The following is a 23,439-nucleotide window of genomic DNA, read 5'->3' as shown; positions in this document are numbered from 1 at the left end:
GCCCTGCGTCATCGTCGTCCCCGACCATCGGCGGGGGACGGGTTCGTCCGATCGGCCAGCACGTCGCGGACCAGGGCGCGCAGCAGCTCCGTGCGTCCCACGAGGCGGTCGACCAGCACGTGCTCGTGCTCGGCGTGCGCCCCTCCGCCGACGGCACCCATGCCGTCGAGCGTCGGCGTGCCGACGCCGGCGGTGAAGTTGCCGTCCGACGCCCCGCCCACCGAGGCGGAGGGCGGAGCCGGACGGCCCATCGCCTCCGCCAGCGACCGGGCGCGCGCGAACAGCGCGGCGGACGACCTGGCCTCGAGCGGGGGACGGTTGGGCCCGCCCCGGACGTCGAGCCGGGCGCCCGGCAGCGTCGGGGTCAGCGCACGCACGGCGGCGTCCACCCGGTCCTGCTCGGCACGCGTGCACACGCGTACGTCGACCGCGACCGAGGCATGCGCCGGGACCGTGTTGGTGGTCGTGCCCGACCGCGCCGCCGTCGGCGTGACCGTCGTGCCCAGCCCGTCGTCGCCGAGACCGGCGAGCGCGAGCGACACGTGGGCCAGCTCGAGGGTGGCGTTGACGCCCCGCTCGGGCTCGAGGCCGGCGTGGGCGGCGAGCCCGGAGACCCGGACGTCGTACAGCGAGACGCCCTTGCGCTCGGTCTTGAAGGCACCGCCGTCGGCGGACGCCTCCAGCACCAGGGCCGCGTCGAGGCCGCGGGCCTCCTCCTCGATCAGCCCGCGCGAGCTGGGCGAGCCGATCTCCTCGTCGCCGGTGACCAGCACGGTCACCCCGTCGAGGCCGGCGGCCGCGTGCAGCGCCATCACGAGCCCGGCCTTCATGTCGAAGCAGCCGGGGCCGCGCAGCACGCCGTCCGCGACGACGAGGGGCCGCCGCTCGAGCGTGCCCAGGGGCCACACGGTGTCGTGGTGGGCGAGCAGGAGCACGCGCGTCGGTGCCCCGCCCAGCCGCCAGCGCAGGTGCGTCCGACCGTCGAGCACGATCCGCTCCGGCGGTGTGCCGAGCCGGGCGGTGCCGACCGCGGACACCACGTCCGCCGAGCGGGCCACTGCGGCCAGGTCGTCCGAGGGTGACTCGCACTCGACGAGCTCGCGGATGTCGGCCAGGAGCTCGTCCAGCGCCACGCCCTCGCGCACGGCCCCGGTCGCGACCTCGGTCACGGCGACACCCGCGGGGTGGCGCGCACGCCGAAGTGCACGTAGGGCTCACCCGTCTCGAGCTCGTAGAACGTCACGGGCATCCAGGTCTCCCCGCCGCCCGGCCGGACCGCGAACCGCCCGGGGGCAGCCGGCACCAACTCGTGCTCGTCGGTCGGGTCGGGCTCCAGCTCGGCGAGCGGACCGAGGAGGGTGGTGCGCAGCACCGGCCCGTCGTCGCCCGCCACGACCTCCATGCGCACCGAGGACCGCTCGTAGGTGCCGAGGTAGGGCGTGATGTCGACCTCGGCGTCGGCGGGGGGCGCGAAGGGCTCCGGGAGGGTGACCCCGGCGACGCCCTCGAAGACCTCCTCGTAGAGGCGCTGGTAGAGGTCGCGCGCGTGGCCGCCGTTGGTGAGCAGCACGACGGCCAGCCCCTCGTCGGGCAGGACCCGCAGGAAGGCGTTCTGGCCGAGGGTGGTGCCGTCGTGGCCGATCAGGCGCCGGCCGTCCCAGCCGAACCGGATCCAGCCCAGTCCCCAGGAGTCGCCGAGCACCAGCGTGTCCGGCAGGTCGGCCTGGTGCGAGGCCATCGCCGCGGCGCTCTCCTCGCTCAGCACCCGGGTGCCGTCGGCGGCGAGCCCGCCGGTCAGGTGCAGCCGCGCGAACGCCAGCACGTCCTCGGCGTCGGAGCAGATCAACCCGGCCGGGCCGATGGAGCGCGGCAGCTGCCAGGCGGCGGCAGGCGTCGGCACTCCGTCGCGGTCGTCGTGCCCGACCGCGGCGGCGTGCATCAGCACGTCCTCGGCGAGCGTCGCGGTGTGCTCGAGCGCGAGCGGCTCAAAGAGCCGCTCGCGCATGGCCTGGTCCCACGTGAGCCCGGTCAGCTCCTCGATGATCCGGCCCAGCACGGAGTAGCCGGAGTTGCAGTAGGACCAGGTGACCCCGACCGGGTGGTTCTGCCCGGCACCGCCGAGCAGCCGGACGTAGGTCTCCAGGCAGTCGTCGCCGCGGCCGGTGTCGGTGAAGACGTCCCCGTCGATGCCGCTGGTGTGGGTGAGCAGGTGGCGGGTGGTGACCGCCGCGGTGATCTCGGGGTCGGCCAGCTCGAGGCCGGGCAGCACCTTCACGACCGGCGCGTCCAGGTCGAGCAGCCCCTCGTCGACCAGCTGCATGACCACGGTCGCGGTCCACACCTTGCTGATCGAGCCGATCTGGAAGAGCGCCTCGGCCGAGACCGGCGCCTGCGTGCGGACGTTGAGCACGCCGTGGGTCGCGGTGACCACGTCGTCGGTGCCGGCGGAGCCGTCCATCCGCAGGATGCCGAGCTGTGCGCCCGGCACGCCGTAGCGCTCGGCCAGGACGTGCAGCCGGCGCTCCCAGTGGGCCGCGTCGAGCGACGTGCGCCCGCCGCCGGTGGTGTGGGTGGTGACCCACTCGAGGGTGCGCCGGTTGAAGTCGAGCCGGTGCGAGGGCAGGCCGAGGAGCAGGAAGACGTGGCTGGCCCCGGGATAGACGACCAGCTCGGACTCCACCCCGCGCTCGACCAGCGAGGTGTGCCACTGCTGGGCCTGGTTGAGCGGGCAGGTGCGGTCCTCGGCACCGTGCAGCACCAGGGTCGGGGTCCGCACGTCGGCGACGCGGGTCAGCGGCGACATCGCGGCGTAGGCCTCCGGCTCCTCCCACGGCGTCCCGCCGAGCTCGTAGGCGCTCAGGCACAGGTCGTCGCTGGTGCCGTACATGCTCACCAGGTCGCTCACCGTGCCACCGGCCACGGCAGCGGCGAAGCGGTCGTCGTGCCCGGTCAGCCAGCACGCCATGAACCCGCCGTAGCTGTAGCCGGCGACGGCGAGCCGGTGCGGGTCGGCGAAGCCGTCGGCGACCAGCTGGTCGAGCGGCTCGAGGAAGTCCTTCGCGTCGGCCGTGCCCCACCCGCCGCGCACGCCGGCGAAGAACTCCTCGCCATAGCCGTCGCTGCCGCGCGGGTTGACCAGCAGCACCGCCCAGCCGCGCTCGACGAGCTCCTGGTGGTAGAGGTGGATCTCGTCCGCGGCGCCGTTCCAGGCGTTGTGCGGCCCACCGTGCACGTCGAGCAGCACCGGGCGGGTGCCCTGCTGCTCGGGGTCGTGCACCAGCCAGGCCTCGACCTCGATGCCGTCGGAGATCGTGAAGGTGCGCGCCTCCCGCGGGTGGTGCACCACGTCGGCGAGGGCGGCCCCGTGGTCGGTGAGGACGGTCTCGGCGCCGCTGGTGAGGTCGACGACCGCGATCTCGCCATAGCTGTCGGGGGTGGCGAGTGCGTACGCCGCCCGACCGGCGGCGACCGAGAGGCCGGACACCACGCGACCGGCGCCGTCGACGAGTGACCGGGCGTCGGACCCGTCGGCGGCGACCGACCACAGGTGGGTGCAGCCGCGCTCGCGCAGGCAGAACAGGACGCGCCCGTCGTGCTCGGCGGGGGTGCCGCCGGGGTAGGCCGGGGCGCCGCCCATCACGTTGCGGTCGAGGTCGGCACCGAGCTCGACCGCGTCGCCGCCGGCGAGCGGCAGGCGCAGCAGGCGCTGGTGCCCGACCGGGTCGCCCGGGTGGGCCACGACCAGCAGGGACTCCCCGTCGGCGGCGAAGGTGACGACCGAGGAGATGCCGTCGGCGAGGCCGACGAGCCGCGGCCGGGCGCCGACCTCGCCGGACGGCAGGACGTGCACCGGGACGCGGAACCGGTCACCGGTGCCGCGGGTGAAGGCGATCGTCTCGCCGTCGGGCGACCACGCCGGGCTGCCGACACCGTGCTCGCCGTCGGTGAGGACGCGCAGGCCGGTGCCGTCGGCGCCGACGACGTGGAGCTGGTGGCGCACCGCACCGTGCATGCCGACACCGTCGGCCTGGTAGTCGGTCCCCCTGGTCACCATCGGCGCGGTGCCAGGGACGTCGGTCCCGGCCGGATCCACGGGCGCGGTGAAGGCGAGCCGCTCGCCGTCCGGGCTCCACTGCGGGCCGCTCGCGCCGGAGGGGAGGTGGGCGAAGGCCTCGGCGTCGCCACCGGCGAGGGCCACCACGGCGACCCGGCCGTCGCGGAGGAACGCCAGTGTCGCGCCGTCGGGCGACCACGCCGGCGCGGTGTCCGACGGCCCGTGGGTGAGGCGGCGCGGGGGCGCGTCGCCGCTGGTGTCGGCCAGCCACAGCTGGTCCACGGCCCGGTCCGCGTCGCAGTCGAGCGTGCGCAGGACGTAGGCCACCTGCCGGCCGTCGGGCGACAGCGCGGGCTGCGAGGGGACGGCGAGGTCGAGCAGGTCGTCGATCCGCAGCCGCCTCGGGGCCTGCGCGGTCTCCGTCTCGGGGGTCTCGGGCGTGGTGGTCATCGGGGGTTCCTTCCGGGGACGGCGTCGAGCAGCTCGCGGGTGTAGGGGTGCTCGGGCTGCCCGAGCACAGTGGCGGTGGTGCCTTCCTCGACGATGCGGCCCGCGCGCATCACGGCGACCCGCGAGGCGACGTAGCGGACCACGGCGAGGTTGTGGGAGATGAAGAGCATCGAGAGGCCCAGCTCCTGCTGGAGCTCGCGGACCAGGTTGAGGACGGCCCCCTGGATGGAGACGTCGAGGGCCGAGGTGATCTCGTCGGCGATGATCACGTCGGGCCGCCCGGCGAGCGCCCGCGCGAGGGCGACCCGCTGACGCTGTCCACCGGAGAGCTTCCCCGGCCGGGCGTCGGGGCTCGTCGATCCGAGGTGCACGAGCTCGAGCAGTCGACGTACCTCCTCGCGGCGTCCCTGACGGGTCGCGGTGGTCTCGTCACGCGGCATCGCCTCGGCGATGCTGCTGCCGATGCTCATCCGGGGGTCGAGGGAGGAGTAGGGGTCCTGGAAGACCATCTGCAGCGGGCGTCGTCCGCGGCGCGGCAGCGGAGCCCCACCGAGCGTGATCGTGCCGGAGGTGGGCTCGACCAGTCCGACCGTGGCCCGCGCCAGGGTCGACTTGCCCGAGCCGGACTCCCCGACCAGTCCCACGACGGTGCCGGGCGGCACCGTCAGGCTGACCGCGTCGACCGCGGTGTGGCGCCCGTAGCGGACGCTGACGTCCTCGAAGCGCAGCTCGCTCATCGCTCCACCCTCCTGAGGTCGGGGCCCGCCAGCACCACGTCCGGCTCACCACCGGGGTGCCAGCAGGCGACGCGGCCACCGGCGGCGGTCCGCTCGAGCGGTGGCTCCTCCGATCGGCAGCGGACGTCGGCGAGCGGGCAGCGGTCGGCGTACGCACAGCCGGCCGGGGTGTCCGCGGGACCGACCGGTCGGCCCGGGATCGTCGCGAGGGGCTCGGAGACGTCGGTCGCCATGTCGGGCACGGCGGCGACGAGCGCCCGCGTGTAGGGGTGCTGCGCGGCCGTGGCGAGGTCGGCCGTGGCGAGGTCCTCGACGATCCGCCCGGCGTACATCACCAGGACGCGGTCGCACACCTCGCCCACGACGGTCACGTCGTGGCTGATCAGCACGAGCGCGAGGTCGTCGGCGTCCCGGATGGCGGAGAGCAGGTCGAGGACCTGCTGCTGCACCGTGACGTCGAGTGCGGTGGTCGGCTCGTCGGCGACGATCAGCGACGGCGAGCCCATCAGCCCCATGCCGATCATGGCGCGCTGCCGCATGCCGCCGGAGAACTCGTGGGGGTACTGGCGCACCCGGTCGGCGGCGTCGGACACGCGGACCGCGTCGAGCCGGTCGACCGCGCGCGCCATGGCCTCGGCACGGGTCATCCCCTGGTGCTCGGTGCCCACCTCGGCGAGCTGGCGGCCGATGCGCCGGGTCGGGTTGAACGACGACATCGGGTCCTGGAAGACCATCGCCAGCGACGTGCCGAGCAGCCGACGCTGGGCGGGGGTGGCCTCGGCGAGCAGGTCCTGGCCGAGCAGCCGCAGCCGCTCGGCCTCGACGGTGGCGTCGTCACCGAGCAGCCGGGTGACCGCGAGCGCGGTCAGCGACTTGCCCGACCCCGACTCCCCGACCACGCCGAGCGCCTCGCCGCGGTGGACCGAGAAGCTCACCCCGCGCACCGGGCGCAGCTGCCCGTCGCGGCCGGCGAAGCTGACCTTGAGGTCGCGCACCTCGAGGACGACGTCGGCGCTGGGTCGGCCCTCGCTGTGGTCGCGCTGCTCGTCCGGCTCGGGCGCGGCCTTCGTGGCCGGCCTGCGCACGCGCGGTCCGGTCAGCTCGGTCACGCCGAGCCCCTTGGCCACGGCCTCGCCGAACAGGTTGAAGGCGAGCCCGGCGACGAGCACCGCGAGGCCGGGCGCGAGGGCGGCGGCGGGGTTGACGTAGAGCGAGCCCACGCCGTCGTAGAGCAGTCGGCCCCAGTCGTACGACGGTGACTGCACGCCGAGGCCGAGGAAGGACAGGCCGGCGAAGGCGAGCAGGCTGCTGCCCGCACCGATGGTCGCGTTGACGACGAGTGGCTCGCGGAGGTTCGGCAGCACGTGCCGCACCAGGATGCGGAGGCGGCCGACACCGGCGACGCGGGCCGCGGCGACGTACTCCCGCCCGGCGAGGCCGGCGACGAGGGTCTGCGTGAGGCGGGCGAAGGTGGGGGCGCCCGCGAGCCCGATCGCGAGCACCGCGCCGGTCGCGCCGACGCCGAAGACGACGGCGAAGAACAGGGCGAGCAGCAGGCCGGGGAAGGCCACGGCGACGTTGACGCCCGCGGAGACCAGGCGGGCCGCGCGGCCGTTGCCGAGCAGGAAGGGTGCGGAGCCGAGCAGGAGGCCCACCCCGATGGCGATGCCGATGGCGGCGAAGGCGAGCAGGATCGAGAGCCGCCCGGCGACCAGCACCCGGGCGACGATGTCGCGGCCGAGGTTGTCGGTGCCGGCCCAGTGCTCACCGGACGGCGCTCCGAGGATGTTGCCGGTGTCGACGGCGTCCGCGGACTGGGTCCACAGGACCGGGCCGAGCACGGCCACGGCCAGGACCAGGGCCAGCAGCACGGCGGCCGTCGCACCCAGGGGCGTGGTCAGCACGCCTCGCCAGGCACGGGCTCGTGACGTCGGTGCGGACATGCTCAGTCCTCCCGGATCATCGAGCGCGGGTCGAGCAGGGCGAGGACCACGTCGACGACGTTGTTGACCACCAGGACACCGATGCCGTAGACGAGCACGATGGCCTGCACGAGCGGGTAGTCCTTGGCGAGGATCGAGGAGACGATGGTGCTGCCCAGACCCGGCCAGGCGAAGACGTTCTCCACCAGCACCGTCCCGGCCACCATCGAGCCCAGGAGCAGACCACCGATGGTCAGCGCGGAGGTCAGCGCGTTGGGAAGCGCGTGGCCCAGGTAGACCTTCCACGGCGCCAGACGCTTGGCGCGGGCGGTGCGGACGTAGTCGGCGTCGAGGACCTCCACGAGCTCGACGCGCACGATGCGCGCCAGGATCGCGGCCGGGCCCACCGCCAGCGAGACGACCGGCAAGACGTACGCCGACGCCGACTCGTTGCCGGCGACCGGCAGCCAGCCCAGGTGCACGCCGAAGACGTAGACCAGCCCCACGCCGAGGAGGAAGTCGGGCACCGTCGCGATGACGATGCTGGAGGTGGTGAAGCCGAGCTCGGTGCGGCGACCGTGCCCGCGACGGGTCAGCACACCGGCCAGGGTGCCGAGCGGCACCGCGATCGCGACGGCCAGCAGGAAGCCGAGCAGGCCCAGCAGGAGGGTCGCCGGGAGCCGCTGGCCCACGATGTCGGCCACCGGGAGCTGGGAGCCGAGCGAGGTGCCGAGGTCACCGGTGGACAACGACCGCAGGTAGTGGGCGTACTGGACCAGGATCGGGTCGTCGAGCCCGAGGCTGGCCCGACGCGCGGCCACCAGGTCCGCGGGCGCCGTCGGACCGAGCGCCCCGCGCACCGGGTCCCCGGGGATGAGGTGGATCATCGCGAACGACGCAGTCACCAGCACCCAGAGGGAGACGAGCAGGCGGCCCAGCCGGCGTACGGCGAACCGTGCCCAGGGCCGCTCCCACACCCGCGGGTGCGCCGCGTCGGCGCCGGGTCCCGCGCTGGTCGGGCCAGCCGGGGCGGCATGGCCGATCGGGGTCGTGGTGGCGGACACCGCTACTTGGCCACCATCCGGATGCTGAGCGGGACGAGCTGTCCCGGGGTCTCGAACTCGGCGTCCTTGGCGAAGGTGCGCACCGTGTTGTTGGCGAAGGGCACGATGTCGGCCTTCTGCACCAGCAGCGCCTCCGCGTCGAGCCAGGTGTCGCAGGAGTCGGTGCCGGTCATCCCCATCGCCTGGTCGACGCCGGCCTGGTAGTCGTCGTCGTCGATGGCGGAGAAGTTGGTGCCGTCCGGCGCGGCCGGACCGGAGAGGAACGGCACGAGCTGGTCGGGCGAGCCCACGTTGAGCGAGACCCACGCGACGTCCCAGTCGCCGGCCCCGAAGATCGTGCCGGTCAGCGTCGTCTCGTTCTGCGACTTCGCGGTGGCGTCGACGCCGATCGCCTTCCACTGCTGCACGGCCAGCTCCGCCGCCGCGTCACCGCTGCTGCCGAGGTTGTTCTGGTAGAGGAAGGTCACCTCGAGGCGCTGGCCGTCCTTCGTGCGGACGCCGTCGCCGCCCTCCTGCCAGCCGGCGGCGTCGAGCAGGCTCGCCGCCGCGTCCGGGTCGTGGGCGGGCAGTGCACCGGAGACGGAGTCGCCGGGGCAGGCGACCGGCTCGTTGACGGCCAGCGTGGTGGCCGGTCCGCCGCGACCCGACGTCACGACGTCGGCGAGCTCGGAGAGGTCGAGGGCCTGGGTGAGCGCCATCCGCACGTCCGGGTCACTGGTCACGCGACCGTCGGCGTGGTTGTACCACTGCTCGCCGACGAGGCCGGTGGTCTCGGCGGCGGACAGCCCGGACTTCTCCAGGCGGTCGCCGTCGGGACCGGCGATCTGGGCGGCGTTGAGGCCACCGGACAGGAGCAGGTTGGCGGCGGTGGTCTCGTTCTCGACGACCTTCACCACGACCTGCGCAGGCAGGCCCTTCTGGTCGGTGCCCGCACCGCCGGGACCCCACGTGTAGCCCTCGCGCAAGGTGTAGGTGTAGTGGTCACCGGGCGCGGCCTCGGTGAGCTCGTAGGGTCCCGTGCCGCTGGTGGCCTTCGCCAGCGACGAGCGGTCGTCCATGCCGGACGGGCACACGATCGGCAGGCTGCCCAGGCCGTTGAGCACGAACGGCGACGGGCTCGCCAGGGTCAGCGTGACCGTGCCGGTGGCATCGTCGCCCTTCGCCTTCGCGCCGACCGGCAAGAAGGTGCCCAGGAACGGGCTCTGGTTCTCCGGGTCCGCGACGAAGTTGAGGCTGTCGGCGACGTCGGTGGCGGTGAGGTCGGCCCCGTCGGCGCAGGTGATGTCGTCCGCGAGGGTCAGCGAGACGGTGGTGTCGTCGACCGTCCAGTCGGTGGCGAGCTGGGAGCCGATCTCCCCGGTCTTCCCGTCGACGCTGACCAGCGGGTCGTAGGCGAACTGGGTGACCGCGAACAGCGCGGAGCCCGCACCCATCAGCGGGTCGAGGTTGCCGGGGTCGGACGACAGCCCGAGGGTGAACGTGGCGCCGTCGACGTAGTCCGCCGGGGCGTCGGTCCCACCGGCACCGCCGCCTCCCCCACCGCCACCGCAGGCGGACAGCGTGGCCGCCGAGAGCGCCAGGACCAGTGCTGCCGGGCCGATCGGGGTGAGCTTCATGCCGGTCTCGCTTCCGTGCGGGAGGTGGGAGGTGGGTCAGGCGCCGGCGCGGCGGACAGCGCGGCCGAGGTGGAGGTAGAGGGCGTTGCCCTCCCCGTCGTCGCCGAGGAAGGCGTGCGGCATGTACATCCCGCGGTCGGGCTCGACCGGGATGAGCATGTCGTCGCGGTAGGCCACCAGCTCGGAGCGCTCGACCTGCCCGCCCATCTCGATGAACAGGCCCTTGGGGACCTGCTCGATCCAGATGCGACCGTCGTCGTCCTGGCTCACGGTGAGGTCGAAGACGTCGGCGGAGTAGGTGCCGACGAAGCGCCGGGCATCGATGCGCTCCGGCTCCGCGGGCGGCTGCGGGAGGCCGGGCAGGTGGACGTCGGTCACGCTGTCCAGCACCTGCCCGACGATGGCGTGGTAGAGCGAGATCATGTCGCCGCCGTTGGTCAGCAGGGCGATGGCGACGCCCTCTGCGGGGACCATCCGCAGGAACGCACCCTGGCCGACGGTGCTGCCGTCGTGGCCCACGATCGGACCGTCGGGGGTGTCGAACCGCTCGAACCCGAGCCCCCACGAGCTGCCCATCAGGCCCAGCTCGGGCAGGTCCACCTCGTGGGCCTGCATCCGCTCGGCGGTGCCGGCTGCCAGGACCCGGGTGCCGTCAGGGGCCACCCCGTCCTCGAGGTGCATGCGGGCGAAGGCGACGAGGTCGCGGGCGCTCATCGTCAGCGTCGAGCCGGCCGGGCTGTTGGAGCGGGCCATCGACCAGAAGGGGGCAGGCTCGAGGGTGCCCTCCTCTCCCGACTCGAGGTGCCCCATGGCGGCGCGGTGCATGATCGCCTCGTGCACGCTCGGCGCGGCGTGCCGCAGGCCGAGGGGGCCGATCAGGTGCTCGCGCAGCGCCTGGTCGTACGTCGTGTCGCGGACCACTTCGACCAGGCGGCCGAGCACGCAGTACCCGGCGTTGTTGTAGGAGAACTGCTCCCCCGGGGCGAACAGCTGCGGGGTGCCGCCGAGGGTGGCGACGTACTTCTCGACGCAGTCGTCCCCCACACCGGTGTCGGTGAAGATGTCGCCCTCGAAGCCCGCCGTGTGGTTGAGCAGCTGGCGCACGGTGATCGCCTCGGCCGCCGCCTCGTCGGCGATCGCGAACTCGGGCAGGTAGGTGCGGACGGTCGCGTCGAGGTCGACGAGCCCCTCGTCGACCAGCTGCAGGACCAGCGTGCTCGTCCACAGCTTGGTGATCGAGCCGATCTGGTAGACCGACTCCGGCGTGGCGGTGACGCCCGTTGCGAGGTTGAGCACGCCGTGCGCGCCCTCGACGACCTCGCCGTCCTTGAGGACCGCCCACGCCGCGGAGGGCACCCGGTGCTGCTCCAGCAGCTCGGGCAGGTGCTCGTCGAACCAGGTCCGGATGTGCTCCAGGTCACTCATGAGAGCCACGCTAGGAACTCCCCAGCCGTCGGTGTTCGTACGCTCGGCCAAGCAGACGGTGCGTTCCTTGTCGAGCCACACCAACTGCGGCGCCGAGGCCCGCCACACACTGCGACGCGTGGACCCCCTCACGACGACCGTCGACGACGGCTGCACGCTGGTGGCCGACGTCGCCCACGACGACGCGATGCTCCACCGGATCGTCGCCGTCCTGGGTCAGCACCACGTCGGAGCGTTCTCCTACCTGCCGCAGTCGGTGGCGAGGTCGAGCGCGGTGGGTGACCACGCGACGGCGCAGGTGCAGGTCGAGGTGATGGGCGGCGCCTGGCAGGTGGCACGTGTGCGCCGGCGCCTCCAGCGCGTCATCGGCGTGCTGGAGGTCCGCGAGCGCAGCGCACCACCCCAGACGGTCGTGCCCGGAGTGGTGCGCGAGGCAGCAGGTGGCTAGGACGCGCAGACCAGGTCCTCGACGGTGCCGCTCACCGCGGCCACCATCTCCAGGCTCGTGGGGAGCCCGGTGACGGCGACGGCCGCCCAGCGCCCGTCGTCGGTGATCAGGTTGCGGGTCTCGAAGCCCTGGATGTCGCCACCGTGGCCCCACCCGGTCACGCCGCACCCCAGCTCGCGCGAGGCCAGTCCGAGGCCGTAGCGCCAGCCCGGCTCGGCGTCGAAACCCGGAGCGCGGACGCCCTTCCTCATCTCGGCGAGCACGTCCCGCGGGAGCAGCTCCCCGCCCAGCAGTCCTTCCATGAACCGACCGAGGTCACCGGGCGTCGACACCAGCTGGCCGGCGGCCCAGCCGAGCGAGGGGTCCATGCGCGTGGCGTCGGTCCAGGGTGCGTCGGGCGCCTCGGCGAGGTAGCCGTGCGGGTGCGGCCCGCGCAGGCGCTGCTCGCCCACCCGCGGCCAGTAGGTGTCGGTCAGGCCCAACGGCTCGATGACGCGACGCGTGATCAGCTCCCCGATGGGACGACCCGTCACCTTCTGGGCCAGCATGCCGAGCACGACGTAGTTGGTGTTGCTGTAGGCCCACTTCGTGCCGGGACGGAACTCGCGTCGCTCGGCCAGAGCGGCGTCCAACAGCTCGTGCGGCTCGAAGTAGGTGTGCTTCACCGCGTCCATCGAGCCACCGGCCTCGATGACGAGCGAGTCGTAGTCGGGCAGGCCGCTCTGCTGCTGGAGCAGCTGGCGGACCGTGATGCGACGACCGTCGTTGCCCGAGCCGCGCACCAGGCCGGGCAGGTACGTCTCGACCGGGCGGTCGAGCTCGACGTCGCCCTCGGCGACGAGCTGGAGCACCACGGTCGCGGTGAACATCTTGGTGTTGCTGGCCACCCGCACCCGGGAGTCCGGGTCGATGGCCTGGTCCGTGCCGATCCTCGCGGTGCCGGCGACGTAGGTGCGGGTCCGGCCCCGGGAGTCCTTCACGGTCGCGATGGCACCGGGCAGCCCGGTCTCGGAGACGAGCTCGTCGAGGCGCTGCTGGACGCGGCCGGCCGCGTCCTTGGCGTGGACCGACGCGGACGCCGGGGTCCAGGTGTCGGCGGCGGCCACGCCGGTCGCCGGGACGAGCGTGGCGGTCACGCCGACGAGCGTGGTGGCCAGTGCTGCGGTGCGGAGTCCGGACCTGGTTCGGATGCGGGACATGGGAGCTCTCCTTCTGTGGTGGGGTCGGTGGCGCAGGTGGTTGGGACGACCGGATGCGCAGGTGCGTCAGTGCGCGACCGCGAGGCCGGGCGTCCCGCGGGTCCGTGCCGTGCCGACCGCCCGGCGGGTGATCGCGACGGCGGCGGCCAGCGACGCGACCACGGCGACGAGGAACACGGCGAGCGAGAGACCGGCGTACGTCGCCAGCGGGATCGCGGGCACGGCGGCACCGAGCATCGCGGCGGTCACCGCGAGGACGGCGGGCAGCACGGCGAGCGTCCCGAGGATCCAAGCCAGGCCGGCGGTGACCACGGCCTCGCTGAGCACCATCAGCAGCAGCTGACGGCGGGTCGCGCCGGTGCGGGCGAGCACCGAGAGCTCGTCACGGCGGTTGCGCGTGGACAGGGCCATCGCGTTGGCCGCGCCGAGGCCGACGAACAGCAGCAGGGCGAGCAGGAGGACCGAGGAGAGCCGCTGTCCGGCGGCATCCGGGCTGGTCGTCGACGCCACCCAGTCTGGCGCGGGCCGCACCACCGTCGAGGCGCCGAGGTCGCGCTCGGCGGCGGCGCGGGCCTCACCCGCCCGGCCGTCCCTGCTCTGCACGAGGACGGTGTCGACCGGTGCACCGGCGCCGGCCGCGGCCGTGGTGGCGGGGCCGACCAGGTACTGGCCGAGGCCCAGCCCGCGGTCGTGGAGCGCCACCACGGTGGCCTGCAGCTCCTGCCCGTCGACCCGCATCGCGACGCGGTCACCCACCGACGCACCCAGCTCGAAGGCGGCGTCGGTGCCCAGCGCGACGGAGCCGGGTGTGGCCAGCGCCGCCAGCTCCCCGGACGTCACGTCGGGGTCGAGCACGTCGCTCGCGGTGGCCGGGTCGACCACGCGCAGGCCGGCGGTCTCCCAGGCGAGCGCGTCCGGCAGGTCGGGGTCCGAGCGCACCTGCGCAGCCAGCGAGCCGAGCGGCGCCACGGCCGCGACGGACGGGTCGTCGGCGAGCCGGTCGAGGTCGGCCCGCTCGACGGTCGTCGTCGGGACGGCGACGAGGTCGGCGCCCACGGCGTCGGAGAGCTGCCGGTGGGCGGCCCGCTCCATCGCCTGGTCGACGCTGGAGGACATGGTGCCGACGGCGACCACGGCGGCGAGGGGTACGACGACCGCGGTCAGGCGGCGGGAGAAGCCGTGCACGTTCGTGAGGGCGAGGCGCGTGCTCGGCCGGCCCCCGGGTCGGGCCAGGGCCGCCGCCCTCCCGAAGACCGTGTGGACCACGGCCGGGCCGGCGCACGCGGCGGCGCCGACGAGCAGGAGCGCGGAGCTGGCCGCGGACGCGGCGCCGATGGTGCCGGGGACGAGCACCGGGCTCAGCGCGGCGGAGAGGCCGCCGACCGCGAGCGCGACGGCCGAGATCCGTCGCACGTCGCCGATCCGGTGGTCCTCGATCGCGCTGAGCCCCACGGTCTCGGCCGGGGCGGCCCGCAAGGACTCGCGCGTCGCCAGCCGCCCGGCGAGCAGGGCTGCGGGCACCAGCCCGGCGACGGCGACCAGGACGGGCAGTGGTGACACGGTGAGGGGGAAGCCCTGAGCGACCATGCCGGCGTCGACGAGCAGCGGCGTCAGCAGGTGCGCGCCCCCCAGGGCCGGCACCGCGCCGACGGGCACGGCGACGACGGCGAGGAGGGCGACCTCGCGGGAGACCAGCTGGCGCACCTGCTCCGCGGTCGCCCCCACGGTGCGCAGGAGGGCGATCTCCCGGCGGCGCTGGCGCAGGGTCAGGGCGACGGCCGACGTGACGACCATCAGCACGACGACCAGCGCCGTCCCGGCGAAGGAGGACGCGAGTGCCGTCAGCATCCCCGCGCCCGGGTGCTCGGCCGAGGCGCGGATGCCCGACTCCATGAGGACTCCGGTGAGCGAGACGACGGCGCCCGCCGCCGCCAGGACGAGCCCGGTGCCGGCCAGGTCGGCGCGGTGCTCACGGGCGGAGGAGGCGGCCATCGCCCAGGTGGAGGTCATCACGGCGCTCACCGGCCCAGTGCCAGGAGCCGGTCGGAGACCTGCTCGGCGGACGGCGCGGCCAGGCGGTCGGCGACCCGACCGTCGGCGAGGAGCACGACCTCTTCGGTGGCCGCGGCCACCGACGGGTCGTGGGTGACGATGACGAGCGTCTGCCCCAGCCGGCGGGCGACGCCGAGGAACAGGTCGAGCACCTGCTGGCCGGTGCGCGAGTCGAGCGCACCGGTGGGCTCGTCGGCGAGCACGACGGCGGGCCGGGTGACCAGCGCGCGGGCGATCGCCACGCGCTGGGCCTGCCCGCCGGACAGCTCGCCGGGACGGCGGTGCTCCGTGCCGGTCAGGCCGAGGAGGTCGAGGAGCTCGGCGGTCCAGGCCGCGTCGAGCCCGCGTCCGGCGAGGACCAGCGGCAGGGCGATGTTGGACAGGACGTCGAGGTGCGGGAGGAGGTTGTAGCCCTGGAAGACGAAGCCGACGTGCTCGCGGCGGAACCGCGTCAGCGCGTCCGCCGACATCGTGTCGAGGTCGTGCCCGCCGACGGCGACGGTGCCGCTGGTGGGCACGTCGAGACCCGCGGCGATGTTGAGCAGCGTGGACTTGCCGGAGCCCGACGGCCCCATGACAGCGGTGACCGAGGCGGCGACCAGCTCGAGGTCGACGCCGCGCAGGGCCTCGACGGGGACGCTGCCGGCGTACGTCCTGCGGACGGCGGTGAGCCGGACGGCGACCTGCCGGACCGCGGCGTGGTCGCTCGCCGAGGTGGAGGCGCACGGGGCGCCGGAGACGGTGGAGGAGTGGGTGGTGGACATGCCCGCAACGCTAGGAATCGCGGACCCCTGCGCACGAGAGCCGCAGGAGGGATCCCGGCAGGTTGCATCCTTCGATGCAGGCCCGCCGTCCGGGTGGTCAGCCGCCGACCTCGACCAGCCCGTTCTGGTAGGCCCAGACCGCCGCCTGGAGGCGGGAGCGGACGCCGAGCTTCGGCAGGATGCGCGCAAGGTGCGACTTGACCGTCGACGTCTCGACGACGAGCGCCTGGGCGATCTCGTCGTTCGACATGCCCTCGGCGAGGAGCAGGACGATGTCGCGCTCGCGCGCGGTCAGCAGCTCGTCGGCGCGGGCGGCGGTCACCGGCTGCGTACGACGCCTGCTGACGAGCTCCCCCACGACGCGCTTGGTCAGGCTGTCGGCGATGGTGCCGTGCCCGGCGGCGACCGAGCGCACGGCGTCGGCGACCGCGGCCGGCTCGGCATCCTTGAGGAGGAAGCCGGACACCCCGGCCTCGAGGGCCCCGAAGAGGTAGTCGTCGATGTCGAACGTCGTCAGGATCAGCACCGGGACGGGCGAGTCGGCGTCGGCTCCGCAGATCTGACGGGCCGCGGTGATGCCGTCCATCCGCGGCATCCGGATGTCGAGGCACACCACGTCGGGCCGGAGCTCGCGCGCGGCCTGCACGGCCTGCTCCCCGTCGGCCACCGCCGCGACGACCTCGATGTCGTCCTCCAGCCCGAGCATCGTGCTGAGGCCGGCGCGCACCAGCGGCTGGTCGTCGGCCACCACCACGCGGATCCGTCCCGTGCTCATCGTGCCTCCCGCTCGGCTCGGGCGCCGCCGTCGTCGGGCGAGGCCAGCAGTGGATCCTGGCGCACCGGGATCAGCAGCGTCACCAGCCAGGCGCCGTCGACCTCCTCGCACGTCAGCCGGCAGTCGGTGAGCTCGGCCCGCTCGCGCATCCCGACGAGGCCGAACCCCCCGCCCCGGGTGGTGACCGACCTGCCCGGCACGGGCATCCGGTTGGACACCGTGACCCGGACCTCGCGCACCGAGCGCGCGTCGACCTCGACGCGACACGGCTGGCCGGGCGCGTGCCGGGCGGCGTTGGTGAGGGCCTCCTGGACCGTCCGGTAGGCCGAGAGCTGGACCAGCGGCCCGACCTGCTCCCGGGGATCGGGACCCTCCGGCGCCCGGACGACCAGCTCCGCGGGCTCACCCCGCAGCGCCGCTGCGTCGACCAGGCCGGCGATGCCGTCGAACGACTCCTGGGGCACCCTCTCGTCATCGTCGCCGCGGTCCGTGGGGTCCGGCCGGAGCAGGCCGACGAGCCCGCGCATGTCACGCAGCATCGACGTGCTCTGCTCGCGGACCTGCGCCACGGCCAGCTTGGCGGCCTCGGGGTCGCGGTCGATCTGCTTGCCGATGGCCGCCGACATGACGGCGATGCCCGTGAGGTGGTGCGCCGCGATGTCGTGCAGCTCGCGCGCCATCGCCGTGCGCTCGCGCGCGACGGCGGCCTCCACCAGCGCGGCTCGTTCCCCGGCCTCGGCGCGCAGTCGGTCCGCACGGGCGGCGGTGCTGTCGCGTCTGGTCGCCACCACCAGACCGACGAGTGCGGGCAGGCCGATCGTGCCCACGCCCTGCAGCAGCGATGCACCGAGCGCCTGCGCCACGGGCGCGTCCGCCCGCACCTGGACGACCAGCTCGCCGCAGGCCACCAGCACCGCGGCCCCCGACAGCGCCACCCACGTGCGGGCGACGAAGGCGTCCGCGCTGGCCCGGAACGCAGCCACGATCACGGCCACGGAGGTGCACCCGATCGCCGGGCCGAGCCCGACGAGCCCGCCGATCGGCGCGGCGGCGGCCACCACGACCAGTGCCGCGTGGACGCGCCGGTCCGCGCCGGCCAGCGCGAGCGCCTGCAGGGTGACCAGCACCAGTCCGACCACCCAGGCGGCGTCGCCGATCGACGGAGCGCCCGCAAGCTCGGCGGGGGGCGCACCTGCCGCGGCCGCGGAGATCCCGGTCAGCAGCAGCGCGGCGAGCAGCCAGGAGCCGCCGGCCACGATGAGCCACGTGCGCCGACCTCCCATGGACCGAGAGGCTAGCGCGCGGCCAGGACCTCTCGGCCGGCGACGACCAGGCCCGACCTGTGCAGGTCGTCGGGGGTGTCGAGGTCCTCGCGCATCCCCGACGGTGCGTCGAGGAGCTCGGTGTATCCGAGGCCCCGGTGCCGCGACGCGGACTCCGGGCCGAACGCGATGCCGGGCCGCACGTCTGCACCGTGGAGGAGCGCCGTCGTCCCGACCCCGTCCCGATCCGGCACGAACACCGGTCGACAGGCGGCCTCCTGGCTCGTCACGACACGGTCGAGGTCGTACGACGCCAGCCGCGGCAGGTCCGCCACCATCAGCACCACCGGGGAGCGCGGTCGCCACTCGAGTGCCCGGTGCCGACCCAGCGACGCGGCCCGGACCAGGCCCAGCGGACGCGGCTCGAGGACGACGCGCGCCCCGACCCGTCGGGAGTCACGGGCGATCGCCGGGTCGCTCGTCACGACGACGACCTGCCCGATCGTGGTCGCGCCGAGCGCGGCGCGCACCGTGCTCGCCGCGAGCTGCAGGGCGACCTCCCGGGTGAGCCGCACGTCGAGGCCCAGGCGGGTCTTGGCGATCCGGGAGTCCTTGGCGAGCACCACCGCGGACGCACCTGCACCGGCAGCGGCGGCCATCAGGCAGACCGTTCGACCGCTGGCACCCGACCGTAGGTCGTCGTGCGCTCCCGCACCGGGCGAGCGATGCCTGCGGCGATGTCGGTGAGCTCGGCGATGGTCTTGGCCGAGCCGTGCTCGGAGCCGGCCATCCGGGAGATGGTCTCCTCCATCAGCGTCCCGCCCACGTCGTTCGCACCCGCTCGGAGCATCGCGCGGGTGCCCTCGACACCGAGCTTGACCCAGCTGGTCTGGATGTTGTCGATGCGGCCGTGGAGCATGATCCGGGCCATCGCGTGGACCGCGAGGTTGTCACGCAGGCTCGGGCCCGGCCGCGCCACACCCGCGAGGTAGATCGGCGAGGAGGTGTGCACGAACGGCAGCGGCACGAACTCGGTGAAGCCGCCGGTCTCGTCCTGGATCCGTGCCAGGACCCGCAGGTGCCCCACCCAGTGCCGCGGGTTGTCGACGTGGCCGTACATCATCGTCGAGGACGAGCGCAGCCCCACCCGGTGCGCGGTGGAGACCACCTCGATCCACGTCGCGGTGGGCAGCTTGCCCTTGGTGAGGATCCACCGGACCTCGTCGTCGAGGATCTCCGCGGCCGTGCCGGGGATCGACCCGAGACCGGACTCGCGCGCCTTGATGAGGAAGTCCTCGAACGACAGGCCGGTGCGGTTGGCGCCGTTGACGACCTCCATGGGACTGAAGGCGTGCACGTGCATCTGCGGCACCCGCGCCCTCACCGCCGCGGCGAGGTCGAAGTAGGCCGTGCCCGGCAGCTGCGGGTCGATGCCGCCTTGCATGCACACCTCGGACGCGCCGAGGCGCCAGGCCTCCTCGGCGCGGTCGGCGACCTGGTCCAGCGAGAGCGAGTAGGCGTCCGCGTCCGTGCGCCGCTGGGCGAACGCGCAGAACCGGCACCCGACGTAGCAGACGTTGGTGAAGTTGATGTTGCGGTTCACGACGTAGGTGACCTCCTCGCCCACCACGTCGCGACGCAGGTCGTCGGCCAGCCGGCACATCCGCTCGAGGAGCTCGCCTTCGGCGGTCATCAAGACGAGCGCCTGCTCGTCGGTGAGGCCCGCAGGGTCGGCCTCGGCGGCCCGGAGCGCGGCCCAGCCGTCACCGGCCTGTGCCACCGACGCAGTCGCGCCGGAGACCCTGTCCCGCAGCTCGTCCCAGTCGCCGTACACGCTGTCGAAGTCGGCGCGCCGGTCGTGCGTGCGGCCCTCGGTGTCGATGGAGGCGTGCAGGTCGGTGCGGCCGGCAGATCCCAGGCCGCCGGGCCCCGCACCGAGGTCCGGCTCCTGCCAGGGCAGCCCGCCGGGCCGGACGCCCGGGCGGGCGAGTCCGTCGGGGCCTGCGAGCGCCGCCACGTGCGGCAGGATCCGCGGATCGAGCCACGGCTCGCCGCGCTCGAGCGTGCCGACGACGTACTCCGGGTGCACCGTGAGCCGTGCCGCCAGCGCCAGGCCGGCCTGCTCGGTGGCCGCCCGCAGCCGCTCGAGCGAGGGCCAGGGACGCTCGGGGTTGACGTGGTCCGGCGTCACCGGCGACACACCTCCCCAGTCGTCGACCCCGGCGCGCAGCAGCAGGTGGCACTCCTCGGCGTCGGTGAGGTTCGGCGGTGCCTGGACCCGCGCCCGCGGGCCCAGCACGATGCGGGCGACGGCGAGCGTGGCGACGTAGTCATCCAGCGCGAGATCGTCGACGTGGCGCATCGCCGTGTCCGGCTTGGCGCGGAAGTTCTGGACGATCACCTCCTGGACGTGGCCGAACTGGCGGGCCCGCGAGCGGATCGCGAGCACGGTCTCCACGCGCTCGCGCGGGGTCTCGCCGATCCCCACCAGGACGCCGGTGGTGAACGGCACCGACAGCCGACCTGCGTCGTCGAGCACCCGCAGCCGGACCTCGGGGTCCTTGTCCGGCGAGCCGTGGTGGGCCTGGCCCTTCTCGGTGAACAGCCGGGTCGAGGTGGTCTCGAGCATCATCCCCATCGACGGGGAGACCGCCTTGAGCCGGTTCATCTCCTCCCACGTCATCACCCCGGGGTTGAGGTGCGGCAGCAGACCCGTCTCCTCCAGCACCCGCACGGCCATCGCGCGGATGTAGGAGATGGTGGAGTCGTAGCCCTGCTCGTCGAGCCACTCGCGGGCCTCGGGCCAGCGGTCCTCGGGCCGGTCTCCCAGGGTGAAGAGTGCCTCCAGGCAGCCCTGCTCGGCGCCGGCGCGCGCGATGTCGAGGATCTCGTCCGGCGACAGGTAGGGGGCACGTCCCTCGCGACGGCCCTGCGTGGGGGTCTCGACGAAGGTGCAGTAGTGGCAGCGGTCGCGGCACAGGCGGGTGACCGGCACGAAGACCTTGGGCGAGTACGTCACCACCCCGGCGCGGCCGGCAGCGACCAGGCCCGCGTCGCGGACCCGGCTCGCCACGACGAGCAGCCGCTCGAGGTCGTCACCGCGTGCGGCGAGCAGGGCGGTGGCCTCCTCGAGGTCGATCGCTGCTCCGCGCTCGGCCCGCACGAGCGCTCGGCGCACCTGCTGCTCGGTCGGCTCACCCTGCTGGCCGGTCATGGTCCTCAGGTTCCCAGACCGGCGACGCGGATCCCCGAGTGGGTCTTGTAGGTCTTGTTGATGGAGATCAGCACGGCCGTCAGCGGCTCCAGCTGGCGGGCCAGCCGGAGGCGGCCGGCGTCGACTCCGGTGCGCCCGGTCACGGCGGCGGCGAGGTCCATCACGACCTGCTTGGCCTCGGCGGAGTCACCGCAGACCAGCACGTCCTCGTCGTCGAGCAGGTCACGCTCGCCCCAGAGGGACACGGCCGAGACGTGGTGGAACGCACCGACGACGTGCGCCCCGGGGGCGAGGCGCTGCGCCGACTCGGCCGCGGACCCCTCGCCGCCGTCGACCACCCGTCCGTGGGGACCTGCCTTGTCGAAGGCGAGCGGGTTGACGCAGGAGACCACGACCGTGCCGTCGAGCGGCAGGCTCGCGACGAGCTCGTCGTGCCCGTCGTAGGGGATCGCCAGCACGACCACGTCGGCGCCCTCGCAGGCGGAGACGTTGTCGGCACCGGTCACGGTGCCTCCGGACGCCATCCGGTCGCGGACCTCCGCGGCCGCGGCCTCGCCCCTGTCGCGGGTGCGCGAGCCGAGCACCACGTCGTGCCCGGCCCGGGCGAACCGGTAGCCCAGTCCCTTGCCCTGCGGGCCGGTGCCGCCGATCACGGCGATGCGGTGGGTGGTCACGTGAGGTCCTCATGGGTCGTCGGTCCGGCGGGGCGTACGCCGACCGGTCGGGGGTGGTGGTGCGGGAACGGGCGGCGCGGGCTCAGGAGCTGACGCCCGCCGCGGCGAGCTCGTCGACCGGTGACAGGACGAAGCTCGGGTAGCCCTGCTCGGCCTCCTCGGCGAGGATCTTGCGATAGCGCGGGGCGCCGCCGAGGTAGACCATCACCCGTGGGCTCTCGTCACGGTCGAGGTTGATGTTGTGGCCGTTGAACCACGAGCGGGTCTTGGACAGCAGCAGCAGGGAGTTCACCTCCCGCACGTGCTCGAGCCACTGCAGCTCGGCCTCGGGGCGGCCCTCGAAGCGACCGATGCGGTGCTCGTCGATGTAGGCGGCGGTCTGGGTCATCCAGTTGACGACGTCCTCGATCCCGCGCGGGAAGTTGGCCGTCGCCGAGCCCGACTGCGGGCCGACGAGCACGAACATGTTGGGGAAGCCCGAGACCTGCACGCCGAGCGTGGTGAGGGGCCCGTCTCGCCAGTGGTCCTTGAGCTTGAGCCCGTCGACGCCGGTCACGTCGATGCGGTCGAACGGTCCGGTGACGGCGTCGAAGCCGGTGGCGTAGCAGATCACGTCGAGCTCGAGGTCGCGCACCTGCCCGTCGCCGGCATCGAGCCGGACCCCGGTCTCGGTGATCTCGAGGATGGGGTGCGCCATCAGGTCGACCAGCTCGACGTTGTCCTGGTTGAACACCTCGTAGAAGCCGGACTCGCCGGCCACCCGCTTGGTGCCGAAGCCGTGGTCCTTCGGGATCAGCATCTCGGCGACCTCGGGGTCCGCCACGCGCTGGCGGATCTTGCTCGCGACGAACTCCGAGAGCTCCTGGTTGGGACCCCACTCCATGATGCAGTCGCGGTAGTTGCCCATGTAGAGGCTCGCACCCTGGCCGTTGGCGTAGAGGTCCTCCCAGTGCCGCAGCCGCTCCTCGCGGCTGACATCGGTGGACAGCACCCGGTCGGGACGGTGGATGAACCCCGCCGGGGTGTCGCGGCACCAGGCGAAGATCTCGTCGTAGCGCGAGCGCAGGTCGGCCATCTCGTCCTCGGAGATCGGCGCGTTGCCGAGCGGTGAGCACCAGTTGGCGTCGCGCTGCAGCACGACCATGCTCTCGACCTTGTCGGCCACGTCGGTGATGACCTGCACCCCACTGGCTCCGGTGCCGATGACCGCCACCCGCTTGCCGGTGACGTCGTAGTCCTCCGGCCAGTCGAAGGTGTGGGTCTCCAGTCCGCGGAAGCTACCGCGACCGGCGACACGCGGGTAGGTAGGGACCGAGAGCAGACCCATCGCGCACAGCACGAACCGGGCGCGGATGACCGTGCCGTCCTCGAAGCCGACGTGCCAGCGCCACTCGTCCTCCGACCAGGTCGCCGACGCGACGCGGGCCTCGAAGGTGATGTGGCGCTCGAGGTCGAAGCGCTCGGCGACGTGCTCGAGGTAGGACAGGGTCTCGGGCTGGGGGGAGAACTTCTCCTTCCAGCTCCACTCCTGGAGCAGCTCGGGCGAGAACGAGTACTGGTAGGTGTAGGACTCGGAGTCGAAGCGACAGCCGGGATAGCGGTTCATGAACCAGGTCCCGCCGAGGCCGGAGTTGGCATCGACCACCCGCACGTCCGCGCCGAGCTCGAGCAGCTGGTGGAGCTGGTAGAGCCCGCACACACCCGCACCGATGATCAGGTAGTCGACCTCCGAGGCACGGCTGCCAGCGGGCTCTGTCATTCCCATCTCCTATCAATCAAGCGC

The 23,439-nt window shown here is 73.7% G+C and carries 17 protein-coding genes; 1 reads left to right on the top strand and 16 read right to left on the bottom strand.

Annotated elements, in window-relative coordinates; all coding sequences use genetic code 11:
* Positions 1-8 precede the first annotated feature (8 nt).
* The 7 genes from IEZ25_RS13600 to IEZ25_RS13570 are packed head-to-tail and all read right to left on the bottom strand — an operon-like array spanning position 9 to position 11,268.
* Positions 9-1,169 (bottom strand): M20 family metallopeptidase, encoded by a 1,161-nt coding sequence (locus IEZ25_RS13600; RefSeq protein WP_318152221.1) that lies wholly within the window; start codon positions 1,167-1,169, stop codon positions 9-11.
* Positions 1,166-4,504 (bottom strand): serine hydrolase, encoded by a 3,339-nt coding sequence (locus IEZ25_RS13595; RefSeq protein WP_191199977.1) that lies wholly within the window; start codon positions 4,502-4,504, stop codon positions 1,166-1,168. The genes IEZ25_RS13600 and IEZ25_RS13595 overlap by 4 nt, the downstream gene beginning before the upstream one ends.
* Complete coding sequence (locus tag IEZ25_RS13590; RefSeq protein WP_191199976.1) at positions 4,501-5,241, bottom strand: ABC transporter ATP-binding protein; 741 nt, start codon at positions 5,239-5,241, stop codon at positions 4,501-4,503. The genes IEZ25_RS13595 and IEZ25_RS13590 overlap by 4 nt, the downstream gene beginning before the upstream one ends.
* The gene (locus IEZ25_RS13585) at positions 5,238-7,184 is read right to left on the bottom strand and encodes a dipeptide/oligopeptide/nickel ABC transporter permease/ATP-binding protein (RefSeq protein ID WP_191199975.1); all 1,947 of its coding nucleotides are present in this window, start codon (positions 7,182-7,184) and stop codon (positions 5,238-5,240) included. Before IEZ25_RS13585 ends, IEZ25_RS13590 begins: the two co-directional genes overlap by 4 nt.
* Positions 7,185-7,186: 2 nt before the next feature.
* On the bottom strand, positions 7,187-8,227 hold the full coding sequence (locus IEZ25_RS22295) for an ABC transporter permease (protein WP_318152220.1): 1,041 nt from the start codon (positions 8,225-8,227) through the stop codon (positions 7,187-7,189).
* 2 nt (positions 8,228-8,229) lie between these two features.
* Positions 8,230-9,843: an ABC transporter substrate-binding protein gene (locus IEZ25_RS13575; RefSeq protein ID WP_191199974.1), complete on the bottom strand. Its 1,614-nt coding sequence runs from the start codon at positions 9,841-9,843 to the stop codon at positions 8,230-8,232.
* A gap of 36 nt (positions 9,844-9,879) precedes the next feature.
* Positions 9,880-11,268, bottom strand: a complete 1,389-nt coding sequence (locus IEZ25_RS13570; RefSeq protein ID WP_191199973.1) for a serine hydrolase domain-containing protein — start codon at positions 11,266-11,268, stop codon at positions 9,880-9,882.
* A 118-nt stretch (positions 11,269-11,386) separates the two neighbouring features.
* On the opposite strand from IEZ25_RS13570, the gene IEZ25_RS13565 reads away from it, so the two are divergent.
* A complete protein-coding gene (locus IEZ25_RS13565; protein ID WP_191199972.1) occupies positions 11,387-11,716 on the top strand; it encodes a hypothetical protein in 330 nt (109 codons plus the stop codon).
* Here the strand turns inward: IEZ25_RS13565 and IEZ25_RS13560 are convergent.
* The 9 genes from IEZ25_RS13560 to IEZ25_RS13520 form a co-directional block, all read right to left on the bottom strand.
* Positions 11,713-12,915 (bottom strand): serine hydrolase domain-containing protein, encoded by a 1,203-nt coding sequence (locus IEZ25_RS13560; protein ID WP_191199971.1) that lies wholly within the window; start codon positions 12,913-12,915, stop codon positions 11,713-11,715. The two genes, IEZ25_RS13565 and IEZ25_RS13560, sit on opposite strands and share 4 nt — an antisense overlap.
* Positions 12,916-12,981: 66 nt before the next feature.
* The gene (locus IEZ25_RS13555) at positions 12,982-14,937 is read right to left on the bottom strand and encodes an FtsX-like permease family protein (RefSeq protein ID WP_191199970.1); all 1,956 of its coding nucleotides are present in this window, start codon (positions 14,935-14,937) and stop codon (positions 12,982-12,984) included.
* Positions 14,934-15,731, bottom strand: a complete 798-nt coding sequence (locus IEZ25_RS13550; protein ID WP_191199969.1) for an ABC transporter ATP-binding protein — start codon at positions 15,729-15,731, stop codon at positions 14,934-14,936. Before IEZ25_RS13550 ends, IEZ25_RS13555 begins: the two co-directional genes overlap by 4 nt.
* A gap of 97 nt (positions 15,732-15,828) precedes the next feature.
* Positions 15,829-16,506: a response regulator gene (locus IEZ25_RS13545; protein WP_191199968.1), complete on the bottom strand. Its 678-nt coding sequence runs from the start codon at positions 16,504-16,506 to the stop codon at positions 15,829-15,831.
* Positions 16,503-17,789, bottom strand: a complete 1,287-nt coding sequence (locus tag IEZ25_RS13540; protein ID WP_191199967.1) for a sensor histidine kinase — start codon at positions 17,787-17,789, stop codon at positions 16,503-16,505. Before IEZ25_RS13540 ends, IEZ25_RS13545 begins: the two co-directional genes overlap by 4 nt.
* Before the next feature lie 11 nt (positions 17,790-17,800).
* The gene (locus IEZ25_RS13535) at positions 17,801-18,427 is read right to left on the bottom strand and encodes an NTP transferase domain-containing protein (protein WP_191199966.1); all 627 of its coding nucleotides are present in this window, start codon (positions 18,425-18,427) and stop codon (positions 17,801-17,803) included.
* Positions 18,427-20,982 (bottom strand): bifunctional FO biosynthesis protein CofGH, encoded by a 2,556-nt coding sequence (locus IEZ25_RS13530; protein WP_191199965.1) that lies wholly within the window; start codon positions 20,980-20,982, stop codon positions 18,427-18,429. The genes IEZ25_RS13535 and IEZ25_RS13530 overlap by 1 nt, the downstream gene beginning before the upstream one ends.
* 5 nt (positions 20,983-20,987) lie before the next feature.
* A complete protein-coding gene (gene npdG, locus IEZ25_RS13525) occupies positions 20,988-21,656 on the bottom strand; it encodes an NADPH-dependent F420 reductase (RefSeq protein ID WP_191199964.1) in 669 nt (222 codons plus the stop codon).
* A gap of 82 nt (positions 21,657-21,738) precedes the next feature.
* A complete protein-coding gene (locus tag IEZ25_RS13520) occupies positions 21,739-23,415 on the bottom strand; it encodes a flavin-containing monooxygenase (RefSeq protein ID WP_191199963.1) in 1,677 nt (558 codons plus the stop codon).
* Between the last annotated feature and the right edge of the window lie 24 nt (positions 23,416-23,439).

Origin of the sequence: Nocardioides hwasunensis, assembly GCF_014779665.1 — a bacterium.
GTDB lineage: Bacteria > Actinomycetota > Actinomycetes > Propionibacteriales > Nocardioidaceae > Nocardioides > Nocardioides hwasunensis.
The sequence above is the reverse complement of the archived record's forward strand: the minus strand, read 5'-3'. Positions and strand labels throughout refer to the sequence as shown.

Coding starts and splice junctions, on each gene's coding strand:
- IEZ25_RS13595 (WP_191199977.1), bottom strand. CDS start 4,504: ATGACCACCACGCCCGAGACCCCCGAGACGGAGACCGCGCAGGCCCCG.
- IEZ25_RS13590 (WP_191199976.1), bottom strand. CDS start 5,241: ATGAGCGAGCTGCGCTTCGAGGACGTCAGCGTCCGCTACGGGCGCCAC.
- IEZ25_RS13585 (WP_191199975.1), bottom strand. CDS start 7,184: ATGTCCGCACCGACGTCACGAGCCCGTGCCTGGCGAGGCGTGCTGACC.
- IEZ25_RS13575 (WP_191199974.1), bottom strand. CDS start 9,843: ATGAAGCTCACCCCGATCGGCCCGGCAGCACTGGTCCTGGCGCTCTCG.
- IEZ25_RS13570 (WP_191199973.1), bottom strand. CDS start 11,268: ATGAGTGACCTGGAGCACATCCGGACCTGGTTCGACGAGCACCTGCCC.
- IEZ25_RS13560 (WP_191199971.1), bottom strand. CDS start 12,915: ATGTCCCGCATCCGAACCAGGTCCGGACTCCGCACCGCAGCACTGGCC.
- IEZ25_RS13550 (WP_191199969.1), bottom strand. CDS start 15,731: ATGTCCACCACCCACTCCTCCACCGTCTCCGGCGCCCCGTGCGCCTCC.
- IEZ25_RS13545 (WP_191199968.1), bottom strand. CDS start 16,506: ATGAGCACGGGACGGATCCGCGTGGTGGTGGCCGACGACCAGCCGCTG.
- IEZ25_RS13540 (WP_191199967.1), bottom strand. CDS start 17,789: ATGGGAGGTCGGCGCACGTGGCTCATCGTGGCCGGCGGCTCCTGGCTG.
- IEZ25_RS13535 (WP_191199966.1), bottom strand. CDS start 18,427: ATGGCCGCCGCTGCCGGTGCAGGTGCGTCCGCGGTGGTGCTCGCCAAG.
- IEZ25_RS13530 (WP_191199965.1), bottom strand. CDS start 20,982: ATGACCGGCCAGCAGGGTGAGCCGACCGAGCAGCAGGTGCGCCGAGCG.
- IEZ25_RS13520 (WP_191199963.1), bottom strand. CDS start 23,415: ATGACAGAGCCCGCTGGCAGCCGTGCCTCGGAGGTCGACTACCTGATC.